This is a genomic window from Gallaecimonas mangrovi (assembly GCF_003367375.1).
GTDB lineage: Bacteria > Pseudomonadota > Gammaproteobacteria > Enterobacterales > Gallaecimonadaceae > Gallaecimonas > Gallaecimonas mangrovi.
In genome coordinates this window covers 1,899,239-1,920,670 of sequence record NZ_CP031416.1, presented here as the reverse complement: position 1 = coordinate 1,920,670, position 21,432 = coordinate 1,899,239, and the positions used below count along the sequence as shown (strand labels likewise).

Below are 21,432 nucleotides of genomic sequence, written 5' to 3'. Positions count from 1 at the left end.
ATTGCACTGCATAGCCCTCTGAAAAAAAGTCTTTATGAGCCAGTACATAGTTGATGTCACGTCCGAAAACTTCCAGCAAGTGATACTGGAGGCGTCAAGCCACCAGCCGGTGTTGGTGTTTTTTTACGTTCAAGGCCATGAACCCTGCGACAGCTTAAGCCCCGCCTTGGCCGACCTTGCCAACGAGTATCAAGGTGGCTTTACCCTGGCCAAGGTTGACTGTAATGCCGAACAAATGTTGGCCGCACAGTTTCAAATTCAGGCGGTGCCCACCTTATATCTGGTTAGAGATGGCCGCCCTGTTGACGGTTTGGCCGGGCCGCAAACCAAAGACGCCGTGGCGCAAATGCTGGACAAACATGTCGAAGCGCCGCTAGACCCAGACTTTGAAGCTGGCCTTGCCTTGCTGGAAGCGGGCAACACCGCTGAGGCTATCGCGAAGCTCAGCCAGGCGATGCAAACCGCCCAGGACCCGCACCCGGTGAAACTGGCGCTGATTCATGCCTACCTGCAGGAAAACCGCCTGGACGAAGCCGAACAGCTGCTTGGCACCATTGCCATGAAAGACCAAGACGCAGACTACAAAGGCCTGCTCTCTGAATTGCAGCTTAAAAAGGATGCCGCCGATACGCCCGAAATTCGCTCCCTTACCGACGCCCTGGCCGAAAATCCAGACGACAACGCGCTGCGCCTAAAATTAGCGGTGCAACTGCATGCGGCCGGCCGTAACGAAGAAGCGCTGGACAGTTTGATGACCATTTTGCGCACCGACTTGAATTTCCAGGATGGGGAAGCGAAGAAAACCTGTTTGGACATTCTCTCCGCCCTTGGTCAAGGTAATGCACTGGCGGCGAAATACCGGCGCCAACTCTTTAGTTTGCTCTATTAAAAAAAGGCGTCTTCGGACGCCTTTTTTATCCCTGCTTTCGAGGCGCCTGGCAGTGCCAGCAAACTTCAAAGGCACTGCCGTTATGTTCACCGCATTGCCCGCAATACCAGTCATGGCCACTGTGATTAAAATAGCCGTCTAACACCGCTTTGGCTTCAGAGAGGTGATGGTGATAACACCACAGCCGGATCTGTTGCACATCCGTGGGCAGGTCGCCAACCGCGCCCATCAAAAAGTCGTTATCAATACGCACCTTGATCCCTTCCCCGGCCAGTAATCCTTTTAGCAGGTGGGCCTCAATGGTATTGGCAGCGGTATAAAGCAGCGTTTCCGTCACAGCTTGCTCCCTAAACTCAGTAGCTGATATTCATCAACAGCATGTTCGTTGATGTCTTTCATATCTTTAGCAAAAAGCCACTGGCCATGATACTGGCATCGATCCCAAAATCCGCCCCACCAACGTTCAGCGCCGGTTAAATGTAAATCACCGGTACTGTCAAAGTAACTTAACTGGCCGCCGTGGCGATAGCCAAAACACCTTGGTGGCAGGCGGGTAATGACATCCTGGTCGTTCACGACGCGCCAGTAACGCTCGCCCAGCAAGGCTTCAAGGGCTGCAGCCAGTTGGTTATCAAAGACCCTTGGGCAGCCAAAGGTGCAAAGCCCGGCCAGTTCGATGTTTTTATCCAGCGCCAAAATGGCGGCTAGCACCGAGGCAACAGCGCCGCCAATGCCGTGGCCAGCAAGCCACAGCGCGGTGCCGCTTTTGAGCTGTTTGGAGAGTATGGGTGTCAGTAACGGCAGCAATGTTTGCGCTTGCCTTAGAAAACCTTGGTGCACAAAACCCAGCGGCATTTTAGCCGGCCATGGCTGGCGCTGCGCCTGCAGATCGGTTGCCCAGTCGCGGGTGTTGGTTTCATCGCTATGGACAACCACAATCAGGTGCCGGGGATTGATATCAATGCCCAACCGCAAATCGCCGGCGTCAACCACGGTTCCTGGAAATTGCTTTTCGCCAAGACTGCTGGCAAGTGTGCTTAGGTGGGCCAAATTGGTACGGCTAAAGTGCTGGGGATGGTTGTAAAAACTCATGGCGGCATCCTCTGATCTTTTTCAGACCATAGCCGCCTTTTTAGCACTGTACCAAACCCAGGTCGCGGGTTAGTCCAGCTTTACCCTGCCCCTTTTGGACTTCACATCAGCGCGGCCTTTTTTCGCCTGAATGCGCCGTTCTTTAGAAGCGCGGGTAGGCCGGGTGGCACGGCGTACCTTGGGCCGGTGCCCGGCTTTAATCACCAGCTCTTTTAGCCTTTCTAGCGCCACTTCGCGGTTCATATGCTGGGAACGATGCTCTTGGGCTTTAATCACCACCAAGGGGCCGTGCACCAGATGCGAACTCATTCGCCTTAGGCCTTCTTTGTAGATATCAGGCAGGCTTTGTGAGTCTTCAAAATTGAATTTAAGCAGCACCGATGAATCGGTGGTGTTGACGTGCTGGCCGCCGGCGCCTTGTGAACGCTGGGCCGAAAATTGCAGTTCATGAGCCGGGATAATCACCCGGCTGGAGATCTCGAGCATGGGCTACTTACTTACTGTCTTGGTCGATGCGGCTAGCCACAGCGCCTTGCTGGTCCTTGTATTTGGCATCCAGGCGTTTGTTATAGGGCCGAGCCGCTGGCGCGGACAGGGTTTCAAAATTAAGCGCCCCAATTTTCATGTGAGGGCGAAGGGCTAACGGCAGCTTACCAGAGTTGTAAAACTCCAGCACAATGCGCCCAGACCAACCCGGGTCAATACGATGGGCGGTAACGTGCACCATCAGCCCGAGCCGCGCCAATGATGAGCGGCCGTCAAGCCAACCGACGATATCATCAGGCAAGGTAACCGATTCATAGGTTACCGCCAGCGCCAGTTCACCGGGGTGCAGGAAAAAGGCGTCGCCGTCGGCGATGATAATTTCATCGCTCATCACCCGCTCAAGGGCGCCGTTAACTTCGCTACGCGGGCCCGACAAGTCAATGTAAGGCGCGGTGTAACCATTAAACACCCGGAAACGATCGCCTAGCCGCACGTCGACACTGACGCCACTAATGGCGTCTTTGCCTGGAGCCGGCTCTATTTTAATGCGGCCATCGGCCAGATATTCTTCGATATGGGTGTCACACAGGCGCATGGGTTGGTTCCTAAAGGTGCTGACGGATCTTTGCTTTGAGCATATCGATGGCGATGCGGTTCTTACCACCACGGGGCACTATGATATCGGCATACTGCTTGGATGGCTCAATGAACTGTAAAAACATCGGCCGCACGGTGTCCATATATTGTTTCAATACCGACTCCATGGTGCGGCCGCGGTCGGCTACGTCTCTGACCAGGCGGCGCATCAGGCAGATATCCAAGGGCGCATCTACAAACACCGACGCTTGCAGCATGTCGCGTAAGGGCTTGTAAGATAACAGCAAAATCCCCTCAAGAATAATGACCTTTTTCGGTGTTACGGTGTGAGTGCTGGTCTTGCGGGTATGCTCTTCATAGGAATATTCCGGCACCGCCACCGGCTTGCCTTCTTTTAGCATTTTAAGCTGCTGCACCAGCAAGTCGTGTTCAAAGGCTTGCGGGTGGTCGTAGTTGGTTTTTACCCGCTCCTCCATCGACAAATGGCTTTGGTCACGGTAGTAGCTGTCTTCGGTTATTACCGCAATTTCGTCGCGCCCTACTTCGGCCTTAAGTTCGTTGTAGATGGTTCTGGCGATAAGGGACTTGCCCGATGCCGAAGCACCAGCAATACCGATAATGACGCAAGGGTTATCCATAGCGGTTTCTATCCAAGCTACCTGGCAAAAAATTGCGGCGAGTCTACACCATTTTGACGTCGATTGCGGCAGGCTTTAGCGGTCTTTTGAGCAACTGCACCAATAACTGCCGGGCACTTTGCAAATAGGCGTGGGCATGTTCGCTCTCGGGTTCAGCCACCACCACCGGCTGGCCATGGTCGCTGCAATGGCGAATGGCAACAGCCAGCGGAATGGCGCCCAGCAGTGGCAAGTTGCGCTGCTCAGCAAGCTTATGCCCGCCCTTTTCACCAAACAAAGGCTCCTTGTGGCCGCAATGGCTGCATTGGTGGTAACTCATGTTTTCAATAACGCCCAGTACGCTAACATCCACCTTATTAAACATGGCGATACCTTTTACAGCATCACTCAGGGCTAAATCTTGCGGGGTGGTAACAATGACAGCGCCGGCCAAAGGCAGCTTTTGCGATACCGTTAGCTGAATGTCGCCAGTGCCAGGTGGCATATCGATTAGCAGCACATCAAGCTGTGGCCAATGGGTTTCATTAACCAGCTGCAACAAGGCGGTACTGGCCATGGGGCCTCGCCAAACGGCGGCGTCGTTGTCATCCACCAGGTAGCCAACCGATTGGGTAGCAAGCCCAAAAGCGGCGATGGGCTGCATGGTTTTGCCATCGGTGCTGTCGGGGTGTTGGCCTCGGGTGCCAAGCAGCATTGGTAGCGACGGGCCAAAAAGGTCGGCATCGAGCACCCCCACCTTAAGCCCAAGCTCTTTTAACGCCAACGCCAGGTTAACGGTGGTGGTCGATTTACCCACGCCGCCTTTACCGGAAGCAACTGCGATGAGGTTTTTCACCTTACCAAGCGGCTTGGCATAAGCCCCCAATTCGCCCTCCAGGTGCAAAGTGCGGCCCGCAAGCAGCGGCTTTAAGCTCTCCTCCAGTTCAGAGGCAAAGGCCTCAACCGGATACGGCATCTTAAGGGTTAACTTGTCTGGGGTGTCTTCAATGGCCAGCGCCACCTCTTCAATGGGCTTGGCGGTCAACGGGCATAACACCGTTGCTAAGGTGACTTTTGCGGGTTTACTGAAAAAAGGCATGGCAGTTCAAGGCTCTAAAAGTTGCATTGAGTTTAGCATCGGCCAGCTAGCGCTTAAAAATCAACGTCGGCTACAGGCGAACTTCAGTTCAACGGACCACGAATTTCGCGTAAACTGTCGGCCTTCAATCACCAAAGCAATCAAGAGCAAGCAAGATGGCTAATTCGCGCCGCATTCTGGTTACCAGCGCCCTGCCCTATGCCAATGGTCCTATCCACTTGGGCCATATGCTGGAATATATCCAGACCGATATTTGGGTCCGTTTTCAAAAACTGCGTGGCAATGAAACCTATTACGTCTGCGCAGACGACGCTCACGGCACCCCAATCATGCTTAAAGCGCGCGAACAAGGTATTACGCCGGAAGAAATGATCGCCAAAACCAATGTGGAGCACCAGGCCGATTTTGCCGGTTTCCATATCGGTTTTGACCAGTACCACAGCACCCACAGTGAAGAGAACCGTGAGCTGTCGGCGATGATCTACAACCGTCTCAATGACGGCGGTTACATCAAAACCGAAACCATCTCGCAGTTGTTTGACCCCAAAGAACAGATGTTCCTGCCAGACCGCTTTGTGAAAGGCACCTGCCCCAAGTGTGGCGCTGAAGATCAAAACGGTGATAACTGCGAAGTTTGTGGCGCTACCTATCAGCCAACCGATCTGAAAGATCCCAAGTCGGTGGTGTCGGGTGCTACCCCTGAGCTTAAAGACTCAGTGCATTACTTTTTCGACCTGCCCGCCTTTAGTGACATGCTAAAGGGCTGGATCACTTCCGGCTCCTTGCAAGAAGAAATGGCCAACAAGCTTAAAGAATGGTTTGAGCAGGGTCTTGCCCGCTGGGACATCTCCCGCGACGCGCCTTATTTTGGTTTTGAAATTCCCGGTGCGCCTGGCAAGTTCTTTTATGTCTGGCTGGACGCTCCTATTGGTTACCTAGCGTCTTTTAAAGCGCTTTGCGCCAAAACCGGCCTTAACTTTGATGAATTTTGGAAAGCAGACTCTGACGCCGAGGTGTATCACTTCATCGGTAAAGACATCATCTACTTTCACAGCCTGTTCTGGCCAGCCATGCTGGAAGGCGCCAATCTTCGCAAGCCCACCAACGTCTTTGCCCACGGTTATGTCACCGTTAACGGCGCCAAGATGTCAAAATCCCGCGGCACCTTTATTAAGGCCCGCACCTATCTGGATCATTTAGATCCGGAATACCTGCGTTATTACTACGCCGCCAAGTTGTCTAACCGTATCGACGATTTGGATTTGAGCCTGGAAGATTTCACCCAACGGGTAAATTCAGACCTGGTCGGCAAGTTGGTGAACATTGCCTCCCGTACCGCCGGTTTTATCACCAAACGCTTCGATGGCAAGCTGGCAGAAAACATTAATACTGCCTTGTTCGATGAGTTTGTGGCCAAAGGCGACGATATTGCCAAGGCCTTTGAGGGCCGCGAATTTGGCCGCGCCGTGCGCGACATCATGGCGCTGGCCGACAAAGCCAACGTCTATATTGCCGACACAGCCCCTTGGGTACTGGTGAAAAACGACGACACCCTGGCCCAGGCACATGAAGTGTGTACCTTAAGCCTGAATTTGTTCCGAGTATTGGTGACCTACCTCAAACCGGTACTGCCGGAACTGGCGAAAAAGGTTGAGGCCTTCCTGGATGTGGAACTGCACTGGCACAACCGCGGCGAACTGTTAACCGGCTGCGCCATTAACCCCTTTAAAGCGATGATGAGCCGCATTGAGCCTGCCAAGGTTGAAGCAATGGTGGAATCCTCGAAAGAAAGCATGGCCAAAAAAGTGACTGGGCCTTTGGCTGATGACCCCATCAGCCCCGAAATTGCTTATGACGATTTTGCCAAAGTCGACCTGCGCATTGTCCGCATTGCCAAAGCCGAGCACGTTAAAGGTGCTGATAAGCTGCTGCGCTTAGAGCTCGATTTAGACGGTGAAACCCGGCAGGTTTTTGCGGGCATCAAGTCGGCTTACGATCCGGCAGAACTAGAAGGTAAGCTTACGGTAATGGTTGCCAACCTTGCGCCCCGTAAAATGAAGTTTGGTATGAGCGAAGGCATGGTGCTGGCCGCCGGCCCCGGCGGCAAAGACTTGTGGGTGCTCAGCCCCGACGACGGCGCCAAACCCGGTATGCGGGTAAAATAAGCCAAAAAAACCGCCCTAAGGGCGGTTTTTTATTGTTCGAATGCGTAATCCCTTTCCACCTTAGCAATGCGGGTTTTAAAAGCGCTGTACCATTTTTCACGGCCAAGCTTTTGCGCGGCGACATGTTCAACATGGTGTTTCCAGTTGGCAATCGCTTCAAGGTTTTGCCAATAAGACACCGTAATACCAAGTCCTTCCCTTGCCGACTCTACACCTAAAAAACCCGGCTGGTTTTGGGCAAGCTCAAGCATTTTGTCAGCCATATCGCCGTAGCCGTCATCCGCATCACTGCGCAGCGACGTAAAAATCACGGCGTAATAAGGCGGTTTTGGGGTTGCGGCTAGGCTAGCCATCGCCATCTTCTCTTACTGCCGGTTCATAGGTGCAATAAACAAAGTTGCCATCGCAGCATTGCTGCCCACAGGCCAAAATTTTACCGTCGTCAAAATAGAGGATGCCGCCAAATTCAAAGCGAAACCCCCTCGTCTTGCCGTTTTCGGTGACAGTGCCTTTGACAGCGCAACCGGTGGTGGAATATTGCTGCTGCACATCGGCCAAAGTAACGGGCACGCCGTATTTCAACAGATGCGCGATCGCTGCGATTTTTGGGGGCTTACAGCCGTCCTGATTGACATCTTCAACATGGCGGTCGAGCACAATGTTGGGCAACGCCAATACCGGCCAAGCCACAAACAAAAACAGCAGCGTCGCGATTTTTTTCATTACAAATCCAACTGTTGAACTTCTTTTTTAATGGCCTCATGGGCGGCTTCTTGGTCGTGTAGCAGCTTGCGCCTTAACTTGGCAGCTTCAAAACGTTCCTTCTCTTCCGCACTGGCAGGCACCAATGGCGGCACTGGTAACGGCTTACCCTCTTCGTCCACGGCCACCATGGTGAAGTAGCAGCTGTTGGTATGGCGCACTACCCGGCTGCGAATGTCTTCGGTGATCACTTTAATACCCACTTCCATCGAAGTGCGGCCGGTAAAATTCACCGACGCCAAAAAGGTGACCAGTTCACCAACATTGATAGGTTGCCGGAACATCACCCGGTCAACCGACAAGGTCACCACATAAGAACCGGCATAACGGCTAGCGCAGGCATAGGCCACCTTATCCAGGTAAGACAGCAATTCGCCCCCATGCACCTTGCCGGAAAAGTTAGCCATATCCGGCGTCATCAGGACGCTCATACTTAACTGGTGCTCACGAAATTCCATCAGCTAAAACCTGTTGTTCATCTCAGAGGCCAAGATATCAGCAAGGCCGCATGCGGGCTAGCGCTACATCGACTTAACGGACCAGTGACTGTTACAGATAACGCTTAAAAATTCTGCTAGCTTATCAACTACATGTGTATTAGGACCTACGTGTATGCAGCAGGGATTAATGGCGCAAATCGAGGCTACCCTAGGCTCCCACTGGGTGCTGGGCACGCCAATGGGGGTAGGCAAAGCCAACCGCCTGCTAAACCGCATCTATCGCCACGTTAAGGCCAATCCCCATATCCACTTAACCATTATTACCGCCTTATCACTTAACCCGCCTAAAGGTAAAAGCGACCTTGAACGGCGTTTTCTTTCGCCGCTCGTCGACAGGGTTTGGCAAGGCTATGAGCGGCTTGCGTATTTGGATGACGTTGAAGCTGACAAAGTACCTGAACACATTGAGGTTATTGAGTTTTATACCCGCTCGGGGGCCATTCTCGGCCACCCCAAGGCGCAGCAAAATTACATTTCCAGTAACTACACCCACGCCGCCAGAGACATCTTGGCCAGAGGCATCAATTTGTTGGTTCAGGCTGTTGCCATTAGCGACAATGGCGAAAGCTTTAGCCTGGGTTCTAACCCGGACTTGTCACTCGATGTTGCCCAAGGCATGCAAACGGCTAAGCGGCCAACACTGGTGATAGGTGAGGTAAACCGGCAAATGCCGTTTATGGGTAACGGCGCTGTGGTTGACAGGTCTTTTTTTGACCACATCATTGATGACCGGGACGGCGGTTATCCGCTGTTTGTTACCCCACAACAAGCTATTGATTTAAAAAGTTATGCCATAGGCCTAAGGGCAAGTCGGTTCATTAACGACGGTGGCACCCTGCAGGTGGGGATTGGCGCCCTAGCCGATGCCGCGGTGCAGGCGCTGCTTTGCCGCCAGCAGCACAACCAGCAATACCAAACCATGCTTAAAAGCCTGGGGGAAGATGCCGTATGCAGCACTTTTAACCAAGGGCTTTATGTGGCAAGCGAGCTTATTTCTTATCCGGTGTTTAGCCTCTTTGAGCAAGGCATTGTGAAACGCCGCACTTATGAAGATGAAACACTGCAAGATTTGCTAAACCGGCGAGTGCTAAGCGATATCTTGCCCGCCGATACCTTTAGCCGCTTAACCGAAACGCTGCCGCAAGCCCTTAGCCAGGAGCACATCGACTGGCTGCGCCAGTTTGCGATTGCCGACATTACTCTTGAAGGCAACAGCCTCATCGTTGACGGCAACGCCGTGGCTAATGACATGGCCAATAGCACCACTATCGCGGCACTCAACAGCCACTGCAGCGGGCGTGAACTTAAAGGCGGCATTGTCATGCAAGGGGCATTTTTAATTGGCCCCAGTGCCTTTTATAAGGCACTTCACCAATTGAGTGACAACGCCCGTTCGCGCATTGATATGACCAGCGTGCTGGAAGTGAACCGCATTTACAGCCATTACCGGCTGGAGCATTTGCAGCGCCAAGACGCCCGGTTTATCAATATCACCATGAAGGCAACACTGCTTGGCCATGCGGTGTCTGACCAACTGGCGGACGGCCAGGTAGTCAGTGGCGTTGGCGGCCAATTTAATTTCGTTAACATGGCGCATCAGTTACCTGATGGCCGCTCCATTTTATTGGTTAAAGCTACCCGGGGCAGTGGTAGTAGCCTTGAGTCAAATATCGTCTGGGAATACCCCCACAGCACCATTCCAAGGCACCTGCGCGATATCGTTATTTGTGAGTACGGGGTGGCAGATCTGCGAGGGAAGACGGACGCGGAGTGTATTGATGCCATGATAAAAATTGCCGATAGCCGCTTTCAAAACACCTTGATAAAAAAAGCGATATCGGCCGGGAAATTGCCCGCTAACTACCAGCTTGCCGAACGATACCGGCACAATTTACCGGCGCGGCTGGAAGCCGCGCTCACGCCTTTTACAGCACTATTAACGCCCTTCCCTTTCGGCAGCGAGTTAACAGACTTTGAAGTGGCGTTAGCCAAACGCCTTGCAGGGCTCGCTAAAAAGGCGACCAGCCTTTGGGGCAAAGTCGACATTGCTTGGCAGTGGCTAAAAGCGAAACCCTCGCCACAAGGTAACCAAGCGCTGGCCCATCTTCAGCTAACAGCGCCAAGGTCGGTTAAAGAGCGGTTTTATCGACGGCTGGTGCTGAGTCTTTTTCGCTAAACCAGCGTTGGGTACGGTTGGCAATAGCCACCAGCGACAACATAACCGGCACTTCCACCAACACCCCAACAACGGTGGCAAGTGCCGCGCCGGAATGTAAGCCAAATAGCGATATGGCAACCGCCACCGCCAACTCAAAGAAGTTAGAGGTGCCAATCATCGCCGCCGGCGCCGCTATCTGATGAGAAAGTTTGAGCCTGCAGCCAGTGAAATAGGTCAGCGCAAAAATGCCGTAGCTTTGGATCAGCAATGGCACCGCTATCATTACTATCACCAACGGCTGCGCCAAAATGGTTTGGGCTTGAAAGCCAAACAGCAACACCACAGTGGCAATTAAGCCCAAAATCGACCACGGTTTGGCCTTTGCCAAAAAGCCCTGCAAACGCTGATGGTCATTACCTTTATCCAACCGCCGGCGGCTAAAAATACCCATCGCCAGCGGCAACACCACATACAGCAATACCGACAGTAACAAGGTTTGCCAGGGCACATGGATGTCACTCACGCCGAGTAACAACGCCGTGATGGGCGCAAAGGCAAACACCATAATCAAATCGTTTACCGACACCTGTACCAAGGTGTAATTGGCATCACCTTTGATAAGTTGGCTCCACACAAACACCATGGCCGTACAAGGCGCAACCCCAAGCAAAATCATGCCAGCGATATATTGCTGGGCACTGGCAGTATCAACCCAGGCGGCAAATACCACCTTGAAAAATAACCAGCCCAGAGCCGCCATGGTAAAGGGCTTGATCAGCCAATTGACCACCAAGGTCAGTAGCAGCCCTTTAGGTTTTCTCCCCACATCTTTAATGGCCGAAAAATCAACTTGCACCATCATCGGGTAGATCATCAGCCAAATCAGTACCGCTACCACCAAGTTAACGTGGGCAACTTCCAGCCCTGCCAGTGTTGAAAAAAGGCTCGGAAATACACTGCCAAGGGCAATACCGGCCATAATGCCAAGTGCCACCCAAAGGCTTAAAAACCGTTCAAAAGTACCCACTTTAAAGGCTCCGCTGATTAACGCGCTTCATCAGTGCGTCAGCACTTTCCACTCGCTCTGAATAGCGGTCGAGCAGCACGGTGTTTTGGTCACGGGTAAGTAAGGTAAATCGCACCAGTTCTTCCATCACATCAACGATGCGGTTGTAGTAGGCGGACGTTTTCATACGGCCATCTTCTTCAAATTCTAAAAAGGCCTTGGCAATGGATGATTGGTTAGGAATGGTCAGCATCCGCATCCAGCGGCCCAACACCCGCATTTGGTTTACCGCGTTAAAAGATTGCGAACCGCCGCAAACTTGCATTAATGCCAAGGTCTTACCCTGTGTTGGCCGCACCGCGCCAAGGGATAGCGGGATCCAGTCAATTTGCGCTTTAATAATGCCGGTCATACTGCCGTGGCGCTCGGGCGAGCACCACACTTGCCCCTCAGACCAAAGCACCAACTCGCGCAGCTCCTGCACCTTAGGGTTGTGCTCGGTGTCAGCATCCGGCAGTGGCAGGCCTTTGGGGTCGAAAATACGCGTTTCGCAGCCCATGGCCTTTAGTAGCCGCGCCGCTTCTTCTACCGCCAAGCGGCTATAAGAGCGTTCACGCAAAGAGCCATAGAGCAATAATATCCGCGGCGGATGGGTGCTTAACGGGCGGTAAAAATCGCTGCTACTCGGCACCTTAAACTGCGCCGCATCAACATTAGAAAGAGGCTCATTCATCGGCAAGCACCTCCATATAATGCTGTAATTCCTCATCTTTTAATGGCATCGCCGCCAACAGCTTTTTAATACGGCGCTCTAACAAGGCAATGGTATGCCTGAAGGCTTGCGCCACTTCCCTTTCACCACTTTCTAGCGCCGAAGGGTCTTTTAATCCCCAATGCACCTTAATGGCGTTTCCAAACCACAGGGGGCAGCTTTCCCCTGCAGCGCTGTCACATACTGTTATCACCACGTCGGGCGCAAAGGCTTCAAGCTCATCCCATGATTGGCTACAAAGGCCGCGGGTATCGATGCCGGCTTCTTGTAGGTATTTGATACTAAGTGGATGAACGGCACCTGCAGGTTGGCTGCCAGCACTACGCACCTCAAGCTGCCCCTTTGCAAAATGGCGGGTTACCGCTTCGGCAAGAATGCTGCGACAACGGTTATGGGTACATACAAACAACAGCTTCATATCTGGATATCCATATATAACGACGTAAATTTTTTAGCAGCAAAGCTTACCAGGGCGATTACACATTTTTTCCAACGCTCGGCGCGCTTCGCGCAGTGGCAGGTTATCGCCAGCCTGGGCTTCCCTTAGCATCGCTTTTGCCCAACTGGGCAGCTGGGGGTGCAGCCGGTAATAAACCCACTGCCCCACTCTGCCGTCAATCAGTAAACCGACTTTACGCAGTTGTGCCAAATGCCGGGAAACTTTTGGCTGGCTTTCACCTAAGGCTTCGGTGAGCTCACAGACACAAAGCTCGCCTTCGAGCTGCAACAGCAGCATCGCATTTAGGCGAGTCGCGTCAGAAAGCGCTTTTATAACCGTTAGTGTGTCCATTACCAGCCTCAAGCGATATATGATGAATCATATATGTAGTTTGGCTAATTTAACGTGAAGTTTCTATGACACGGCACCGCTAAGATGCTCATAAAGGATGACCGAACCCACAATAATGAGCACCAGCCCCCCCAGAAGCTCGGCCCTTTTGCCAATGAGCGCCCCCAAGCGTTGCCCCAGCATGATGCCAATGGTCACCATCACAAAGGTGGCGCAGCCAATCATCAACGCGGCTTCAATAATACTGACCTTGATGAAAGCAAAGCTCAGGCCTATTGCCATAGCGTCAATGCTGGTAGCAACAGCGGTCAGCACCATCATGATTTTGGACCGGCGGTCACTGGCCGCAGGCGTTTCTTCTTCATCAGGCGCTTGCAGCCCTTCGTGGATCATTTTAAGGCCCAGCAGCAGCAATAAACCGAAGGTAACCCAGTGGTCCCATTGCAGCACGAAGGTTGCGGCCCCTATGCCTATAGCCCAGCCAATTAACGGGCTAAGGCCTTCAACAGAGCCAAATAATAAGCCGGTTTTTAAGGCGCGGGAAAAATGCGGTTTTTTAAGTGCCGCCCCTCTGGCTACCGCAACAGCGAAAGCGTCAGTGGACATGGCAAAGGCAATCAATAGAAGGGAAATAAAACTCACGGGCTAGCTATCCAGGTTGGGCAATAAACCACGACAACCCGTGCGCCCAACCATATGGCACAAAGTTGTCGATGGTCTCACCTACCTTTCGGTCGCCTGCACCACGGTCATGAGGACCGAGAATGTTGACACAGGCACTTTCCCATAAGGAAAGTCGGCTACTCCCCAAAGCGGGGCAAAGTTAGCAACTTTGGTGATTTTCTGCAACCACAACTGAACAGCATGCTGTCAAAACTATCGGTTTTTTGTCGTCAGATTAGAATTGAGTAAACAAAAAACAAATTGAAGGAAGCCTATGAAAACGTTCGTATCTGTGGTTGCTGCCAGCCTATTAATGACTGCCCCTTTACTGGCCCAAGCGGCGCAAATGCAGCAAGATCCGCCCGGGCAACATGAAAAAGATCAAAAGCAGCCGCAAAAGCAAGATCAGCATAAACAAAATGATCAGCATGGCCAGAAACAGTCCATGCACGATGACAAGCAGCCCCAACACAACGACAAGCAACATCAGCAAAAGCATGAACCTCAGGGGCACCCGCCGGCGCACGCCCAGCAAGGGCACCGCTACAAGGTGCATGCCCATGGTGCGCGCATGCGCGGTGGCCCAGGTACTGACTACACCGTACTCGGCGGCATTCCCTACGGTCACGTGATTGTGCCTATCCAGGTTAAAGGTAATTGGGTAGAAATTTCAGTGGCTGGCCGCACGGGTTGGGTATCCGTTACGCTACTTTCCGAGCTGTAAATAACACCGGTTAAGATGGCTTATTTAGAGCATTAAAAAAGCCCGGCAGCGCCGGGCTTTTTGTCGTAATCCCGTAAAACGTTTTATTGCTAATAGCCTGGGCGCGAGCGTTCCATCACCTGACGATGCTTGACCTTAAATGGGCCTACTGGCGGTTAGTGGATTGACAGCGCGTGGCCAGTACCGCTTGATTGCCGCACTGCTTTACGAGGGTCAGTAACCAGCGGCAAATACCGCAGAACGTTAGCGGCGTTGAAGTAAAAGAGGGGACTTAACTGGCAAGTAGCCAATACCGGCTTTTGGGGCCTGTAACCTAATGTCAGCGAGGCCGCCAACCAGCACCTGAGGGGTAGCTTTATCGGGCTAGCGCTAATGGCGATTAAGGTAAAACCCCGCTCGTTAAGCGTTAGGGCTGGATTATTGCTTCAACCCGGTAAGGCCGATACCTTGCGGCATGCATGTATGATAGCGACCAACAAGATGGCGAGTCAGATAATAGGCATAAAAAAACCCAGCGAAGTCGCTGGGTTTGAACCAGTAGCAAAGCTACTGGGTAGTCAATATGGTGCCCGGAGCGGGACTTGAACCCGCACAGCGCGTACGCCGAGGGATTTTAAATCCCTTGTGTCTACCAATTCCACCATCCGGGCGGGCAACTTATTGTCTGGAGGCGCGACCCGGAGTCGAACCGAGATCCACGGATTTGCAATCCGCTGCATAGCCATTCTGCCATCGCGCCTTAAAGCTTTTTAGATGTCGTAAAGCAACGGCATCTTTATCTGGAGGCGCGACCCGGAGTCGAACCGAGATCCACGGATTTGCAATCCGCTGCATAGCCATTCTGCCATCGCGCCAGTGATGACCGGCTTGCGCCTTCCATCTCACTGTGGATTAAGATACGGACTGCCTGGGCCAACTATGGCTCGCGACTGTCGCGACTCTTATTTCCTACGGTCAATGCAACACCAACCGCATCTTAAATTTGGAGCGGGAAACGAGACTTGAACTCGCGACCCCAACCTTGGCAAGGTTGTGCTCTACCACTGAGCTATTCCCGCTTTTTAATCTGCCAGGTCACCCCGGAAGTGCGAGCCATTCTACCTGTCTACGGCAACGAGTCAATAACGTAAAACATTGAGTTATGACCGTTTAGCTAAAAAATCAGCAATCAGCTGCTGTTTTGAGCATTATCCGCCGCTTCGGCTCCATAAATCTTTCCAAGCGGCTGACAAATACCCCACCATCGACCACAAAGTGAGGATAACGGCGATATATAAAAGTGGCATACCGAGGATCACAAAGGGTTTCCAGCCAGACACCAAGCCGATAAGCGCCAGCATTTGGGCTGTGGTTTTGACTTTGCCAAGCCAGGACACCGCAACAGCCGAGCGCTTGCCAAGTTCGGCCATCCATTCTCGGAGCGCGGAAATGACAATTTCCCGGCTGATCATAATGATGGCAGGCACTGTCACCCAGAATGACTGGTAGTCCTCAACAATCAGCACCAGCGCCGCCGTTACCATGACTTTGTCGGCAACAGGGTCAAGAAAGGCGCCAAAAGGCGTGGTTTGCTCGAGCTTGCGGGCAAGGTAGCCATCTAACCAGTCGGTGATGGCTGCCAGCCAAAAAATAAAGGCAGCGGCCCAATGGGCCCAAGACACCGGCAAATAAAACAGCACCAGAAAAATGGGGATCAGTAGTAGCCGGAACAGGGTTAATAGATTTGGGATGGTCATGTTAGTTCGGGGAGGCCCTTCAATGGCTATGCAGTGTATCATGGATCTTCTCGGCCAATGAACGACTTATACCCGGCACCTTGGCCAGTTCGTCGATGCTGGCCGACTTCACTTGCTGAAGACCCCCCATAAACTTTAACAATTGCTGGCGCCGCTTAGGCCCCACCCCTTCGATGTTCTCAAGGGTTGAGGTGCGGCCCGCTTTGGCGCGTTGGCCGCGGTGGCCGGTAATGGCAAAACGGTGCGATTCATCGCGAATGTGTTGCACCAAATGCAGCGCCGGGCTGTCGGGGGGCAAGGTTATTTCCTTGCGGGTATAACCGAAAATAAGCACTTCCTGCCCTGCCCGTCTGTCCACCCCTTTGGCGACACCTATCAGTAATGGCGCCCGTGGCCAGTCTTCGAAATGTGCTTCGGCCTGGCTGAGCTGGCCTTTACCACCGTCAATAAACAAAATATCGGGCAGCGTATCTTCCGGGCTTTTAAAACGCCGGCTCATGGCCTGCGCCATTGCCGCATAATCGTCCCCTGGGGTAATGCCGTCGATGTTAAACCGCCGATAGTCAGACTTTAATGGCCCTTCCGGGCCAAACACCACATTTGACGCCACGGTGTGGGTGCCCTGGGTGTGGGAAATATCAAAGCATTCCATCCGCTCGATTGGCGCGTCCATCGCTAACAGCTGTTTGAGCGCCTTATAACGCCCGGCAAGGGTGCCTTTATGGGCCAGCTGGGCGTCAAGGGCTGTTTCGGCATTCTTGCGGGCCAACTCTACATAGCGGCGGCGCTCACCCCGAACATTGGTTTTAAACTGCACCTTGCGATTGGCTTCGGTGCTAACCGCATCGGCAATAAGTGCCAGCTCCGGCACCTCCTGGCCCAGTAACACCTCACTGGGCACTTGCCGGCCATGCAGACCACCCAAATAAAACTGCTGCAAGAATGCTTGAAAGGCTTCTGAAGACGCGGTGTCTTTAGGGATCTTCGGGAAATAGCTGCGCGAGCCCAGCACTTTGTTGTCTCGTACGATAAGCACCTGCACCGCCAACACCCCTTGCCGTTCGGCGGTGGCAATAATATCCAGCTCTTCGGCGTCGCCACTGACCCATTGCCGTTCTTGCACGGTGCGAAGCGCCTGAATTTGGTCTCGAAAACGTGCCGCATCTTCAAATTGTAATGTCTTCGACGCCAGCTCCATTTTTTCAACCAGGTTGGTTATTACCTGCTGGTTTTTACCGGTCAAAAACAGCTTGGCCAATTTCACCTGTTCGCTGTAGGCCTCATCGGTAACATAACCTTCAACACAGGGCGCCAAGCAGCGTTTTAGCTGGTATTGCAAACAAGGCCGCGAACGGTTGCGATAGACGCTGTCGTCACACTGGCGCACCGGGAACAGGCGCTGCATCAGTTTTAAAGACTCGCGCACGGCGCCTGCTGAAGGGTAAGGCCCAAAGTAGTCGCCTTTTTCTTTACGGGAGCCACGGTGCACGCCAATGCGCGGGTGGCGGTGACCGGACACCATAATGTAGGGGTAACTTTTATCGTCCCGCAGCAGCACGTTGTACTTGGGGCGATTGGCTTTAATGAGGTGGTTCTCGAGGATCAATGCTTCGGTTTCGGTATTGGTTACCGTCACTTCAATGTTGGCAATATTGGCCACCAGGGCTACGGTTTTCGCGCTTTGCTGGGAGCGGGTAAAGTAACTGGATACCCGCTTTTTAAGATCTTTGGCCTTACCAACGTAGATGACAGTGCCAGCACTGTCATACATACGGTAAACCCCGGGCCTATTGGTGAGGTTTTTCAGAAAACTTTTATGATCGAACATCTCAGAGTTTGCTGGTATCTAGCATGCCGTGGCGGATAGCTAAATGGGTCAGTTCCACATCATTGGTGATGTCCAGCTTATCAAAAAGTCGATAGCGGTAGCTGTTAACGGTTTTGGGGCTCAGGTTCAGCTTTTCTGAAATATCCTGTACCTTCTCCCCTTTGGTGATCATCATCATGATCTGCAGCTCTCGTTCAGAAAGCTGGTTAAAGGGGTTTTCGTCGGCACCGCTAAACCGGCTTAGCGCCAGTTTTTGGGCAATATCAGGGGCAAGGTAACGCTGGCCGCTGGCAACAGCGCGAATGGCTTTGATCATTTCATCAGGGTTAGCCCCTTTAGTGAGATAACCCACGGCGCCAGCTTGCATGACCTTCTGAGGGATAGGATCTTCGGTGACCACAGTCAGCACGATGATCTTGGTATCGGGGCAGTAACGTACCAGCTTACGAGTGGCCTCAAGCCCCCCGATACCCGGCATGTTCATATCCATCAATACCACATCAGGTGCATCTTCCCGGCACAGTTTAATTGCCTCTTCACCGGTCTGGGCCTCACCCACAACCTTGAAGCCTTTTGTATCTTCGATGATGCGCCTGATGCCTGTTCGCACCAAGTCGTGATCATCTACTAGTAGCACCTTGATCAACGTAGCCCCCAGAAGGCGTTATTTCCTGAACCTCAATCTAAGCAATGGCTCACAACCAGGCAAGATATAACGGACCAGTTGCGCGATAAGTGTCCAGAAAAACCGCAAATATAGGCTCTGTTACTCAATATTTCGGCAAAGAGCCCGTCTTTTAGCAGTTAGATTAGCGATACATGCCCATTTGCCTAGCTGGTTAATTGAGCAGGTGATGTTGATAGTAAGATGCGCAGCCGGGGAATTTTATGATCCAAAGCAGCGTTTTATCGGCTTTAGCTATCCAGCAGCGCTGAGGACTTAATTAAGGCAATAACACGCTTTCCTTGCGTGATATCCAGTGCCTTTAAAGCACTGGTGCCAATTTCCGACAACAACAACTGGCCGTCGGCCAAGCGCAAGGTTATTAGCCATTGCTGGCCAAAAGCGGCGATATCATCCACCACCGCCGGCAACTGGTTTTGAATACTTAAAAGGCCTGGCGGCGCTGAGGCTAACGCAACATCGCGCGCCAAAACTCTTATCCGCAATGTTTGGCCTTCAAGCCCCGCCCAGCGCTTGGACGGCAACAACCACAACCGCACATCCGGCGCACCAAACGGGTAACGGCCCATCTCATCAGCGCCCTGCAGCTGGCCTTGCAAAATGGCCGCCGGGCCGTCGTAACTGAGCACCTGCTCTGAATGCGCTAACAGTGGAGATTCGGCCCGCATTAAGGCCTGGCTGATAGGTTCTATATTACTGACGCCGCCACCGGCCATAAAGGCGACGTTATCTGCCAGCCGCGCCACTTCATCAACGTTATGACTGACCAAGATCATCGGGATACCAAGCTCGCGGTTAACCTTAGCCAAGTACGGCAAAATATCGGCTTTACTCTGGCTGTCGAGCGCCGCTAGGGGCTCATCTAACAGCAATAATTGCGGGCTGGTTAACAGTGCCCGGCCAAGGGCGACGCGCTGGCGCTGGCCGCCAGACAGTTGCGTTGCCCCCTGCTCTAGCAAAGGCGCCAACGCCAGCATTTCGATAACCTCGCCCGGTTGTATGCGGCGCTGGGCCTTATCGGTACGCTTGTAGCCAAACAGCAAGTTGTCTTTTACCGACAAGTGCGCAAATAAACTGCTTTCTTGAAACACCAAGCCTAAACGGCGCTGATGAAGCGGCACAAAGTGGCGCCCCTGTTGCCAGGGCGTGCCATTAAAGCGCACCTCGGCCCCTGGCGCCTTTTCAAGACCAGCAATAAGCCTTAGCAGGCTGGTTTTACCGCAGCCGGAGCGGCCAAAAAGCGCTGTGACGCCCTTGGCTTCAATCGCAATAGCGACGTCTAAATTGAGTTTCCCCCGCTGCCAGCTGGCATTAACCTCAAGCATGGTTTTTCACTCCAGGCCCAAAGGGGCGACGGCGGTTAAGGCCATACACCACAAACAGCACCGCAAAGGAAAAAGCCAGTAACAGCAACGCCAACCGCTGGGCAGCAGCAAAATCGAGAGACTCGGCATGGTCGTAAATAAGAATGGAAAGCACCCGGGTTTCACCGGGAATACTGCCGCCAAGCATCAACACCACCCCAAATTCGCCAAGGGTGTGGGCAAAGGCCAGCGTGGCCGCCACCACAAAGCCGCCTTTACAAAGTGGCAATACCACTGAATAAAGCCGGGCAATGGGGCCTGCCCCTAGGCTCGCCGCCACTTCCAGTGGCCGCTGGCCCATGGCGGTAAAGGCCTGCTGAAGCGGCTGCACAGCAAAGGGCAGTGAGTAAATCACTGACCCCAATAAGATGCCGTTAAAGGTAAAGGCCAAAGGTTGCAGTCCCATCGCCACCAAGGCGCCGCCAACAGGCCCTTTGGGGCCTAGGGCGGTGAGCAAATAAAACCCCAGTACCGTCGGCGGTAGCACTAAAGGCAGCGCCACTATGGCCTGTACCAGGGTTTTAATCAGCGAGTGGCCACGGGCAAGCCACCAAGCAATAGGAGTGGCAACCACTAATAAAATCAGCGTGGTGTAACAACACAGCTTTAGTGTCAGCCAGATACCCTGCCAATCTTGGGGGCTTAAATTCAGCATTTCGGCCGCTTAGTTAGGGGTTTGAAAACCGTGTTTTTCAAGCACTTTTGCCGCCTTGGGCGAGTGCATAAAGGTTACAAACAGCTTGGCGCCCGCGTTTTTCTCACCCTGTTTGGTCACGATAAAACCTTGCACCAGCGGCTGGTGCAAGCTGGCATCAACCAGTTGGTAAGTTTTGGGGTCTACGTCCGGGGTTTTTACCAACGACAATGCCACCAGCCCCATTTGTGCGGCGCCAGATTTCACCATTTGTGCGGTCTGGCCGATGTTTTCACCAAACACCAGTTTGCTTTGCACTTTTTGCCAAAGCCCTTTTGCCTGCAGCACCTGCTGGGCACGAAGACCATAGGGGGCATGGGAAGGCTGGGCAATGGCTAAGCGGTGCACACTGGCTGAGGCTAAGTCATCAAGGGCGATGGGCTGGGTAGAGCCCGGGTGCCAAAGCACCAAGCGACCTACCGCATAGGGCTGCGTTTTCGTGGCAGCAAAACCGCCTTTTTCCAGCAGCTGCGGCCAGTGCATGTCGGCAGCATAGAAAAGATCAAAAGGTGCGCCGTTTTGAATTTGGGCGGTGAGTTTACCTGATGAGCCATACACCACCCGCAATTGCCATTTCGGGTATTGCTGATGAAAATCGGCCGCCAACTCGTCCATGGCGTAACGCACACTGGCCGCCGTGGCCACAGTCACCGTCTGGCCATAGGCAAATTGGGTTAATAGCAGCAGCGCCGAGGCAGCCAGCAGTTTTTTAAAAATTGTCATTACGCTTTCCCTAACATCCATTAACACCTAAACACGGCGCGAGAAAGAAGATGGCCTGCTCGCACCCCAAACATCAAAGCGG

The 21,432-nt window shown here is 53.0% G+C and carries 24 protein-coding genes, 4 tRNA genes and 1 riboswitch; of the genes, 4 read left to right on the top strand and 24 right to left on the bottom strand.

What is annotated here, in order from left to right; genetic code table 11:
* Positions 1 to 34 precede the first annotated feature (34 nt).
* Positions 35 to 889, top strand: a complete 855-nt coding sequence (locus DW350_RS09195) for a thioredoxin family protein (RefSeq protein ID WP_115718579.1) — start codon at positions 35 to 37, stop codon at positions 887 to 889.
* 25 nt (positions 890 to 914) lie between these two features.
* Here the strand turns inward: DW350_RS09195 and DW350_RS09190 are convergent, their stop codons facing one another.
* From DW350_RS09190 to apbC, 6 genes are all read right to left on the bottom strand, one after another.
* Positions 915 to 1,226, bottom strand: a complete 312-nt coding sequence (locus DW350_RS09190; RefSeq protein ID WP_115718578.1) for a putative signal transducing protein — start codon at positions 1,224 to 1,226, stop codon at positions 915 to 917.
* Positions 1,223 to 1,981 carry a lipase family protein gene (locus tag DW350_RS09185; RefSeq protein ID WP_115718577.1) on the bottom strand — a complete coding sequence of 253 codons (759 nt, stop codon included), beginning with the start codon at positions 1,979 to 1,981 and terminating at the stop codon, positions 1,223 to 1,225. The genes DW350_RS09190 and DW350_RS09185 overlap by 4 nt, the downstream gene beginning before the upstream one ends.
* A 69-nt stretch (positions 1,982 to 2,050) precedes the next feature.
* Complete coding sequence (gene arfB / locus DW350_RS09180) at positions 2,051 to 2,467, bottom strand: alternative ribosome rescue aminoacyl-tRNA hydrolase ArfB (protein ID WP_115718576.1); 417 nt, start codon at positions 2,465 to 2,467, stop codon at positions 2,051 to 2,053.
* 7 nt (positions 2,468 to 2,474) lie between these two features.
* Entirely contained in the window at positions 2,475 to 3,062 is a 588-nt protein-coding gene (gene dcd, locus DW350_RS09175; RefSeq protein ID WP_115718575.1) for a dCTP deaminase, read from the bottom strand.
* Positions 3,063 to 3,072: 10 nt separating this feature from the next.
* Entirely contained in the window at positions 3,073 to 3,702 is a 630-nt protein-coding gene (udk, locus tag DW350_RS09170; protein ID WP_115718574.1) for a uridine kinase, read from the bottom strand.
* A gap of 43 nt (positions 3,703 to 3,745) precedes the next feature.
* Positions 3,746 to 4,780: an iron-sulfur cluster carrier protein ApbC gene (gene apbC, locus DW350_RS09165; protein ID WP_115718573.1), complete on the bottom strand. Its 1,035-nt coding sequence runs from the start codon at positions 4,778 to 4,780 to the stop codon at positions 3,746 to 3,748.
* 155 nt (positions 4,781 to 4,935) lie between these two features.
* Here apbC and metG point away from each other — a divergent pair, with 155 nt between their 5' ends.
* Positions 4,936 to 6,945 carry a methionine--tRNA ligase gene (gene metG, locus DW350_RS09160; RefSeq protein ID WP_115718572.1) on the top strand — a complete coding sequence of 670 codons (2,010 nt, stop codon included), beginning with the start codon at positions 4,936 to 4,938 and terminating at the stop codon, positions 6,943 to 6,945.
* A gap of 29 nt (positions 6,946 to 6,974) precedes the next feature.
* On the opposite strand, the gene DW350_RS09155 is transcribed toward metG, so the two are convergent.
* The 3 genes from DW350_RS09155 to DW350_RS09145 are packed head-to-tail and all read right to left on the bottom strand — an operon-like array spanning position 6,975 to position 8,165.
* Positions 6,975 to 7,298, bottom strand: coding sequence for an antibiotic biosynthesis monooxygenase family protein (locus tag DW350_RS09155; protein WP_115718571.1), 324 nt, complete (start codon positions 7,296 to 7,298; stop codon positions 6,975 to 6,977).
* Positions 7,291 to 7,668, bottom strand: coding sequence for a hypothetical protein (locus DW350_RS09150; RefSeq protein ID WP_115718570.1), 378 nt, complete (start codon positions 7,666 to 7,668; stop codon positions 7,291 to 7,293). The genes DW350_RS09155 and DW350_RS09150 overlap by 8 nt, the downstream gene beginning before the upstream one ends.
* A complete protein-coding gene (locus DW350_RS09145) occupies positions 7,668 to 8,165 on the bottom strand; it encodes an acyl-CoA thioesterase (RefSeq protein WP_115718569.1) in 498 nt (165 codons plus the stop codon). Before DW350_RS09145 ends, DW350_RS09150 begins: the two co-directional genes overlap by 1 nt.
* 154 nt (positions 8,166 to 8,319) lie before the next feature.
* On the opposite strand from DW350_RS09145, the gene DW350_RS09140 reads away from it, so the two are divergent.
* The gene (locus tag DW350_RS09140; protein ID WP_115718568.1) at positions 8,320 to 10,383 is read left to right on the top strand and encodes an acetyl-CoA hydrolase/transferase C-terminal domain-containing protein; all 2,064 of its coding nucleotides are present in this window, start codon (positions 8,320 to 8,322) and stop codon (positions 10,381 to 10,383) included.
* Here DW350_RS09140 and arsB read toward each other — a convergent pair.
* The 5 genes from arsB to mntP all read right to left on the bottom strand — a co-directional run bounded on the left by arsB (position 10,337) and on the right by mntP (position 13,575).
* Complete coding sequence (gene arsB, locus DW350_RS09135) at positions 10,337 to 11,392, bottom strand: ACR3 family arsenite efflux transporter (protein WP_115718567.1); 1,056 nt, start codon at positions 11,390 to 11,392, stop codon at positions 10,337 to 10,339. The two genes, DW350_RS09140 and arsB, sit on opposite strands and share 47 nt — an antisense overlap.
* Before the next feature lies 1 nt (position 11,393).
* A complete protein-coding gene (gene arsH, locus DW350_RS09130; protein ID WP_115718566.1) occupies positions 11,394 to 12,104 on the bottom strand; it encodes an arsenical resistance protein ArsH in 711 nt (236 codons plus the stop codon).
* Entirely contained in the window at positions 12,097 to 12,561 is a 465-nt protein-coding gene (locus DW350_RS09125; protein WP_115718565.1) for an arsenate reductase ArsC, read from the bottom strand. The genes arsH and DW350_RS09125 overlap by 8 nt, the downstream gene beginning before the upstream one ends.
* A gap of 33 nt (positions 12,562 to 12,594) precedes the next feature.
* On the bottom strand, positions 12,595 to 12,933 hold the full coding sequence (locus DW350_RS09120; protein WP_115718564.1) for a metalloregulator ArsR/SmtB family transcription factor: 339 nt from the start codon (positions 12,931 to 12,933) through the stop codon (positions 12,595 to 12,597).
* 63 nt (positions 12,934 to 12,996) lie between these two features.
* Entirely contained in the window at positions 12,997 to 13,575 is a 579-nt protein-coding gene (gene mntP / locus DW350_RS09115; protein WP_115718563.1) for a manganese efflux pump MntP, read from the bottom strand.
* 5 nt (positions 13,576 to 13,580) lie between these two features.
* Positions 13,581 to 13,754: riboswitch (yybP-ykoY riboswitch) on the bottom strand.
* Between the two features lie 116 nt (positions 13,755 to 13,870).
* On the opposite strand from mntP, the gene DW350_RS09110 reads away from it, so the two are divergent.
* Positions 13,871 to 14,320: an SH3 domain-containing protein gene (locus tag DW350_RS09110; protein ID WP_115718562.1), complete on the top strand. Its 450-nt coding sequence runs from the start codon at positions 13,871 to 13,873 to the stop codon at positions 14,318 to 14,320.
* A 563-nt stretch (positions 14,321 to 14,883) separates the two neighbouring features.
* Here DW350_RS09110 and DW350_RS09105 read toward each other — a convergent pair.
* The 10 genes from DW350_RS09105 to modA form a co-directional block, all read right to left on the bottom strand.
* Positions 14,884 to 14,970, bottom strand: a tRNA-Leu gene (locus DW350_RS09105).
* Between the two features lie 15 nt (positions 14,971 to 14,985).
* Positions 14,986 to 15,059, bottom strand: a tRNA-Cys gene (locus DW350_RS09100).
* A 41-nt stretch (positions 15,060 to 15,100) separates the two neighbouring features.
* Positions 15,101 to 15,174: transfer RNA gene (locus tag DW350_RS09095), tRNA-Cys, on the bottom strand.
* Between the two features lie 129 nt (positions 15,175 to 15,303).
* Positions 15,304 to 15,378: transfer RNA gene (locus DW350_RS09090), tRNA-Gly, on the bottom strand.
* A gap of 129 nt (positions 15,379 to 15,507) precedes the next feature.
* On the bottom strand, positions 15,508 to 16,056 hold the full coding sequence (gene pgsA, locus DW350_RS09085; protein ID WP_115718561.1) for a CDP-diacylglycerol--glycerol-3-phosphate 3-phosphatidyltransferase: 549 nt from the start codon (positions 16,054 to 16,056) through the stop codon (positions 15,508 to 15,510).
* Between the two features lie 19 nt (positions 16,057 to 16,075).
* On the bottom strand, positions 16,076 to 17,884 hold the full coding sequence (uvrC, locus tag DW350_RS09080) for an excinuclease ABC subunit UvrC (RefSeq protein ID WP_115718560.1): 1,809 nt from the start codon (positions 17,882 to 17,884) through the stop codon (positions 16,076 to 16,078).
* Position 17,885: 1 nt separating this feature from the next.
* The gene (gene uvrY / locus DW350_RS09075) at positions 17,886 to 18,530 is read right to left on the bottom strand and encodes a UvrY/SirA/GacA family response regulator transcription factor (RefSeq protein ID WP_115718559.1); all 645 of its coding nucleotides are present in this window, start codon (positions 18,528 to 18,530) and stop codon (positions 17,886 to 17,888) included.
* A gap of 269 nt (positions 18,531 to 18,799) precedes the next feature.
* Positions 18,800 to 19,894, bottom strand: a complete 1,095-nt coding sequence (gene modC / locus DW350_RS09070) for a molybdenum ABC transporter ATP-binding protein (RefSeq protein ID WP_115718558.1) — start codon at positions 19,892 to 19,894, stop codon at positions 18,800 to 18,802.
* Positions 19,887 to 20,588, bottom strand: a complete 702-nt coding sequence (modB, locus tag DW350_RS09065) for a molybdate ABC transporter permease subunit (RefSeq protein WP_115718557.1) — start codon at positions 20,586 to 20,588, stop codon at positions 19,887 to 19,889. Before modB ends, modC begins: the two co-directional genes overlap by 8 nt.
* 9 nt (positions 20,589 to 20,597) lie before the next feature.
* Positions 20,598 to 21,350 carry a molybdate ABC transporter substrate-binding protein gene (gene modA / locus DW350_RS09060; protein ID WP_115718556.1) on the bottom strand — a complete coding sequence of 251 codons (753 nt, stop codon included), beginning with the start codon at positions 21,348 to 21,350 and terminating at the stop codon, positions 20,598 to 20,600.
* Positions 21,351 to 21,432: the final 82 nt, after the last annotated feature.

Excerpts from the sequence above, each read along its gene's own strand:
- DW350_RS09195 (WP_115718579.1), top strand. The coding sequence starts at position 35 with ATGAGCCAGTACATAGTTGATGTCACGTCCGAAAACTTCCAGCAAGTG.
- DW350_RS09185 (WP_115718577.1), bottom strand. The coding sequence starts at position 1,981 with ATGAGTTTTTACAACCATCCCCAGCACTTTAGCCGTACCAATTTGGCC.
- arfB (WP_115718576.1), bottom strand. The coding sequence starts at position 2,467 with ATGCTCGAGATCTCCAGCCGGGTGATTATCCCGGCTCATGAACTGCAA.
- dcd (WP_115718575.1), bottom strand. The coding sequence starts at position 3,062 with ATGCGCCTGTGTGACACCCATATCGAAGAATATCTGGCCGATGGCCGC.
- udk (WP_115718574.1), bottom strand. The coding sequence starts at position 3,702 with ATGGATAACCCTTGCGTCATTATCGGTATTGCTGGTGCTTCGGCATCG.
- apbC (WP_115718573.1), bottom strand. The coding sequence starts at position 4,780 with ATGCCTTTTTTCAGTAAACCCGCAAAAGTCACCTTAGCAACGGTGTTA.
- metG (WP_115718572.1), top strand. The coding sequence starts at position 4,936 with ATGGCTAATTCGCGCCGCATTCTGGTTACCAGCGCCCTGCCCTATGCC.
- DW350_RS09155 (WP_115718571.1), bottom strand. The coding sequence starts at position 7,298 with ATGGCTAGCCTAGCCGCAACCCCAAAACCGCCTTATTACGCCGTGATT.
- DW350_RS09150 (WP_115718570.1), bottom strand. The coding sequence starts at position 7,668 with ATGAAAAAAATCGCGACGCTGCTGTTTTTGTTTGTGGCTTGGCCGGTA.
- DW350_RS09145 (WP_115718569.1), bottom strand. The coding sequence starts at position 8,165 with ATGGAATTTCGTGAGCACCAGTTAAGTATGAGCGTCCTGATGACGCCG.
- DW350_RS09140 (WP_115718568.1), top strand. The coding sequence starts at position 8,320 with ATGCAGCAGGGATTAATGGCGCAAATCGAGGCTACCCTAGGCTCCCAC.
- arsH (WP_115718566.1), bottom strand. The coding sequence starts at position 12,104 with ATGAATGAGCCTCTTTCTAATGTTGATGCGGCGCAGTTTAAGGTGCCG.
- DW350_RS09125 (WP_115718565.1), bottom strand. The coding sequence starts at position 12,561 with ATGAAGCTGTTGTTTGTATGTACCCATAACCGTTGTCGCAGCATTCTT.
- DW350_RS09120 (WP_115718564.1), bottom strand. The coding sequence starts at position 12,933 with ATGGACACACTAACGGTTATAAAAGCGCTTTCTGACGCGACTCGCCTA.
- DW350_RS09110 (WP_115718562.1), top strand. The coding sequence starts at position 13,871 with ATGAAAACGTTCGTATCTGTGGTTGCTGCCAGCCTATTAATGACTGCC.
- pgsA (WP_115718561.1), bottom strand. The coding sequence starts at position 16,056 with ATGACCATCCCAAATCTATTAACCCTGTTCCGGCTACTACTGATCCCC.
- uvrC (WP_115718560.1), bottom strand. The coding sequence starts at position 17,884 with ATGTTCGATCATAAAAGTTTTCTGAAAAACCTCACCAATAGGCCCGGG.
- modC (WP_115718558.1), bottom strand. The coding sequence starts at position 19,894 with ATGCTTGAGGTTAATGCCAGCTGGCAGCGGGGGAAACTCAATTTAGAC.
- modB (WP_115718557.1), bottom strand. The coding sequence starts at position 20,588 with ATGCTGAATTTAAGCCCCCAAGATTGGCAGGGTATCTGGCTGACACTA.
- modA (WP_115718556.1), bottom strand. The coding sequence starts at position 21,350 with ATGACAATTTTTAAAAAACTGCTGGCTGCCTCGGCGCTGCTGCTATTA.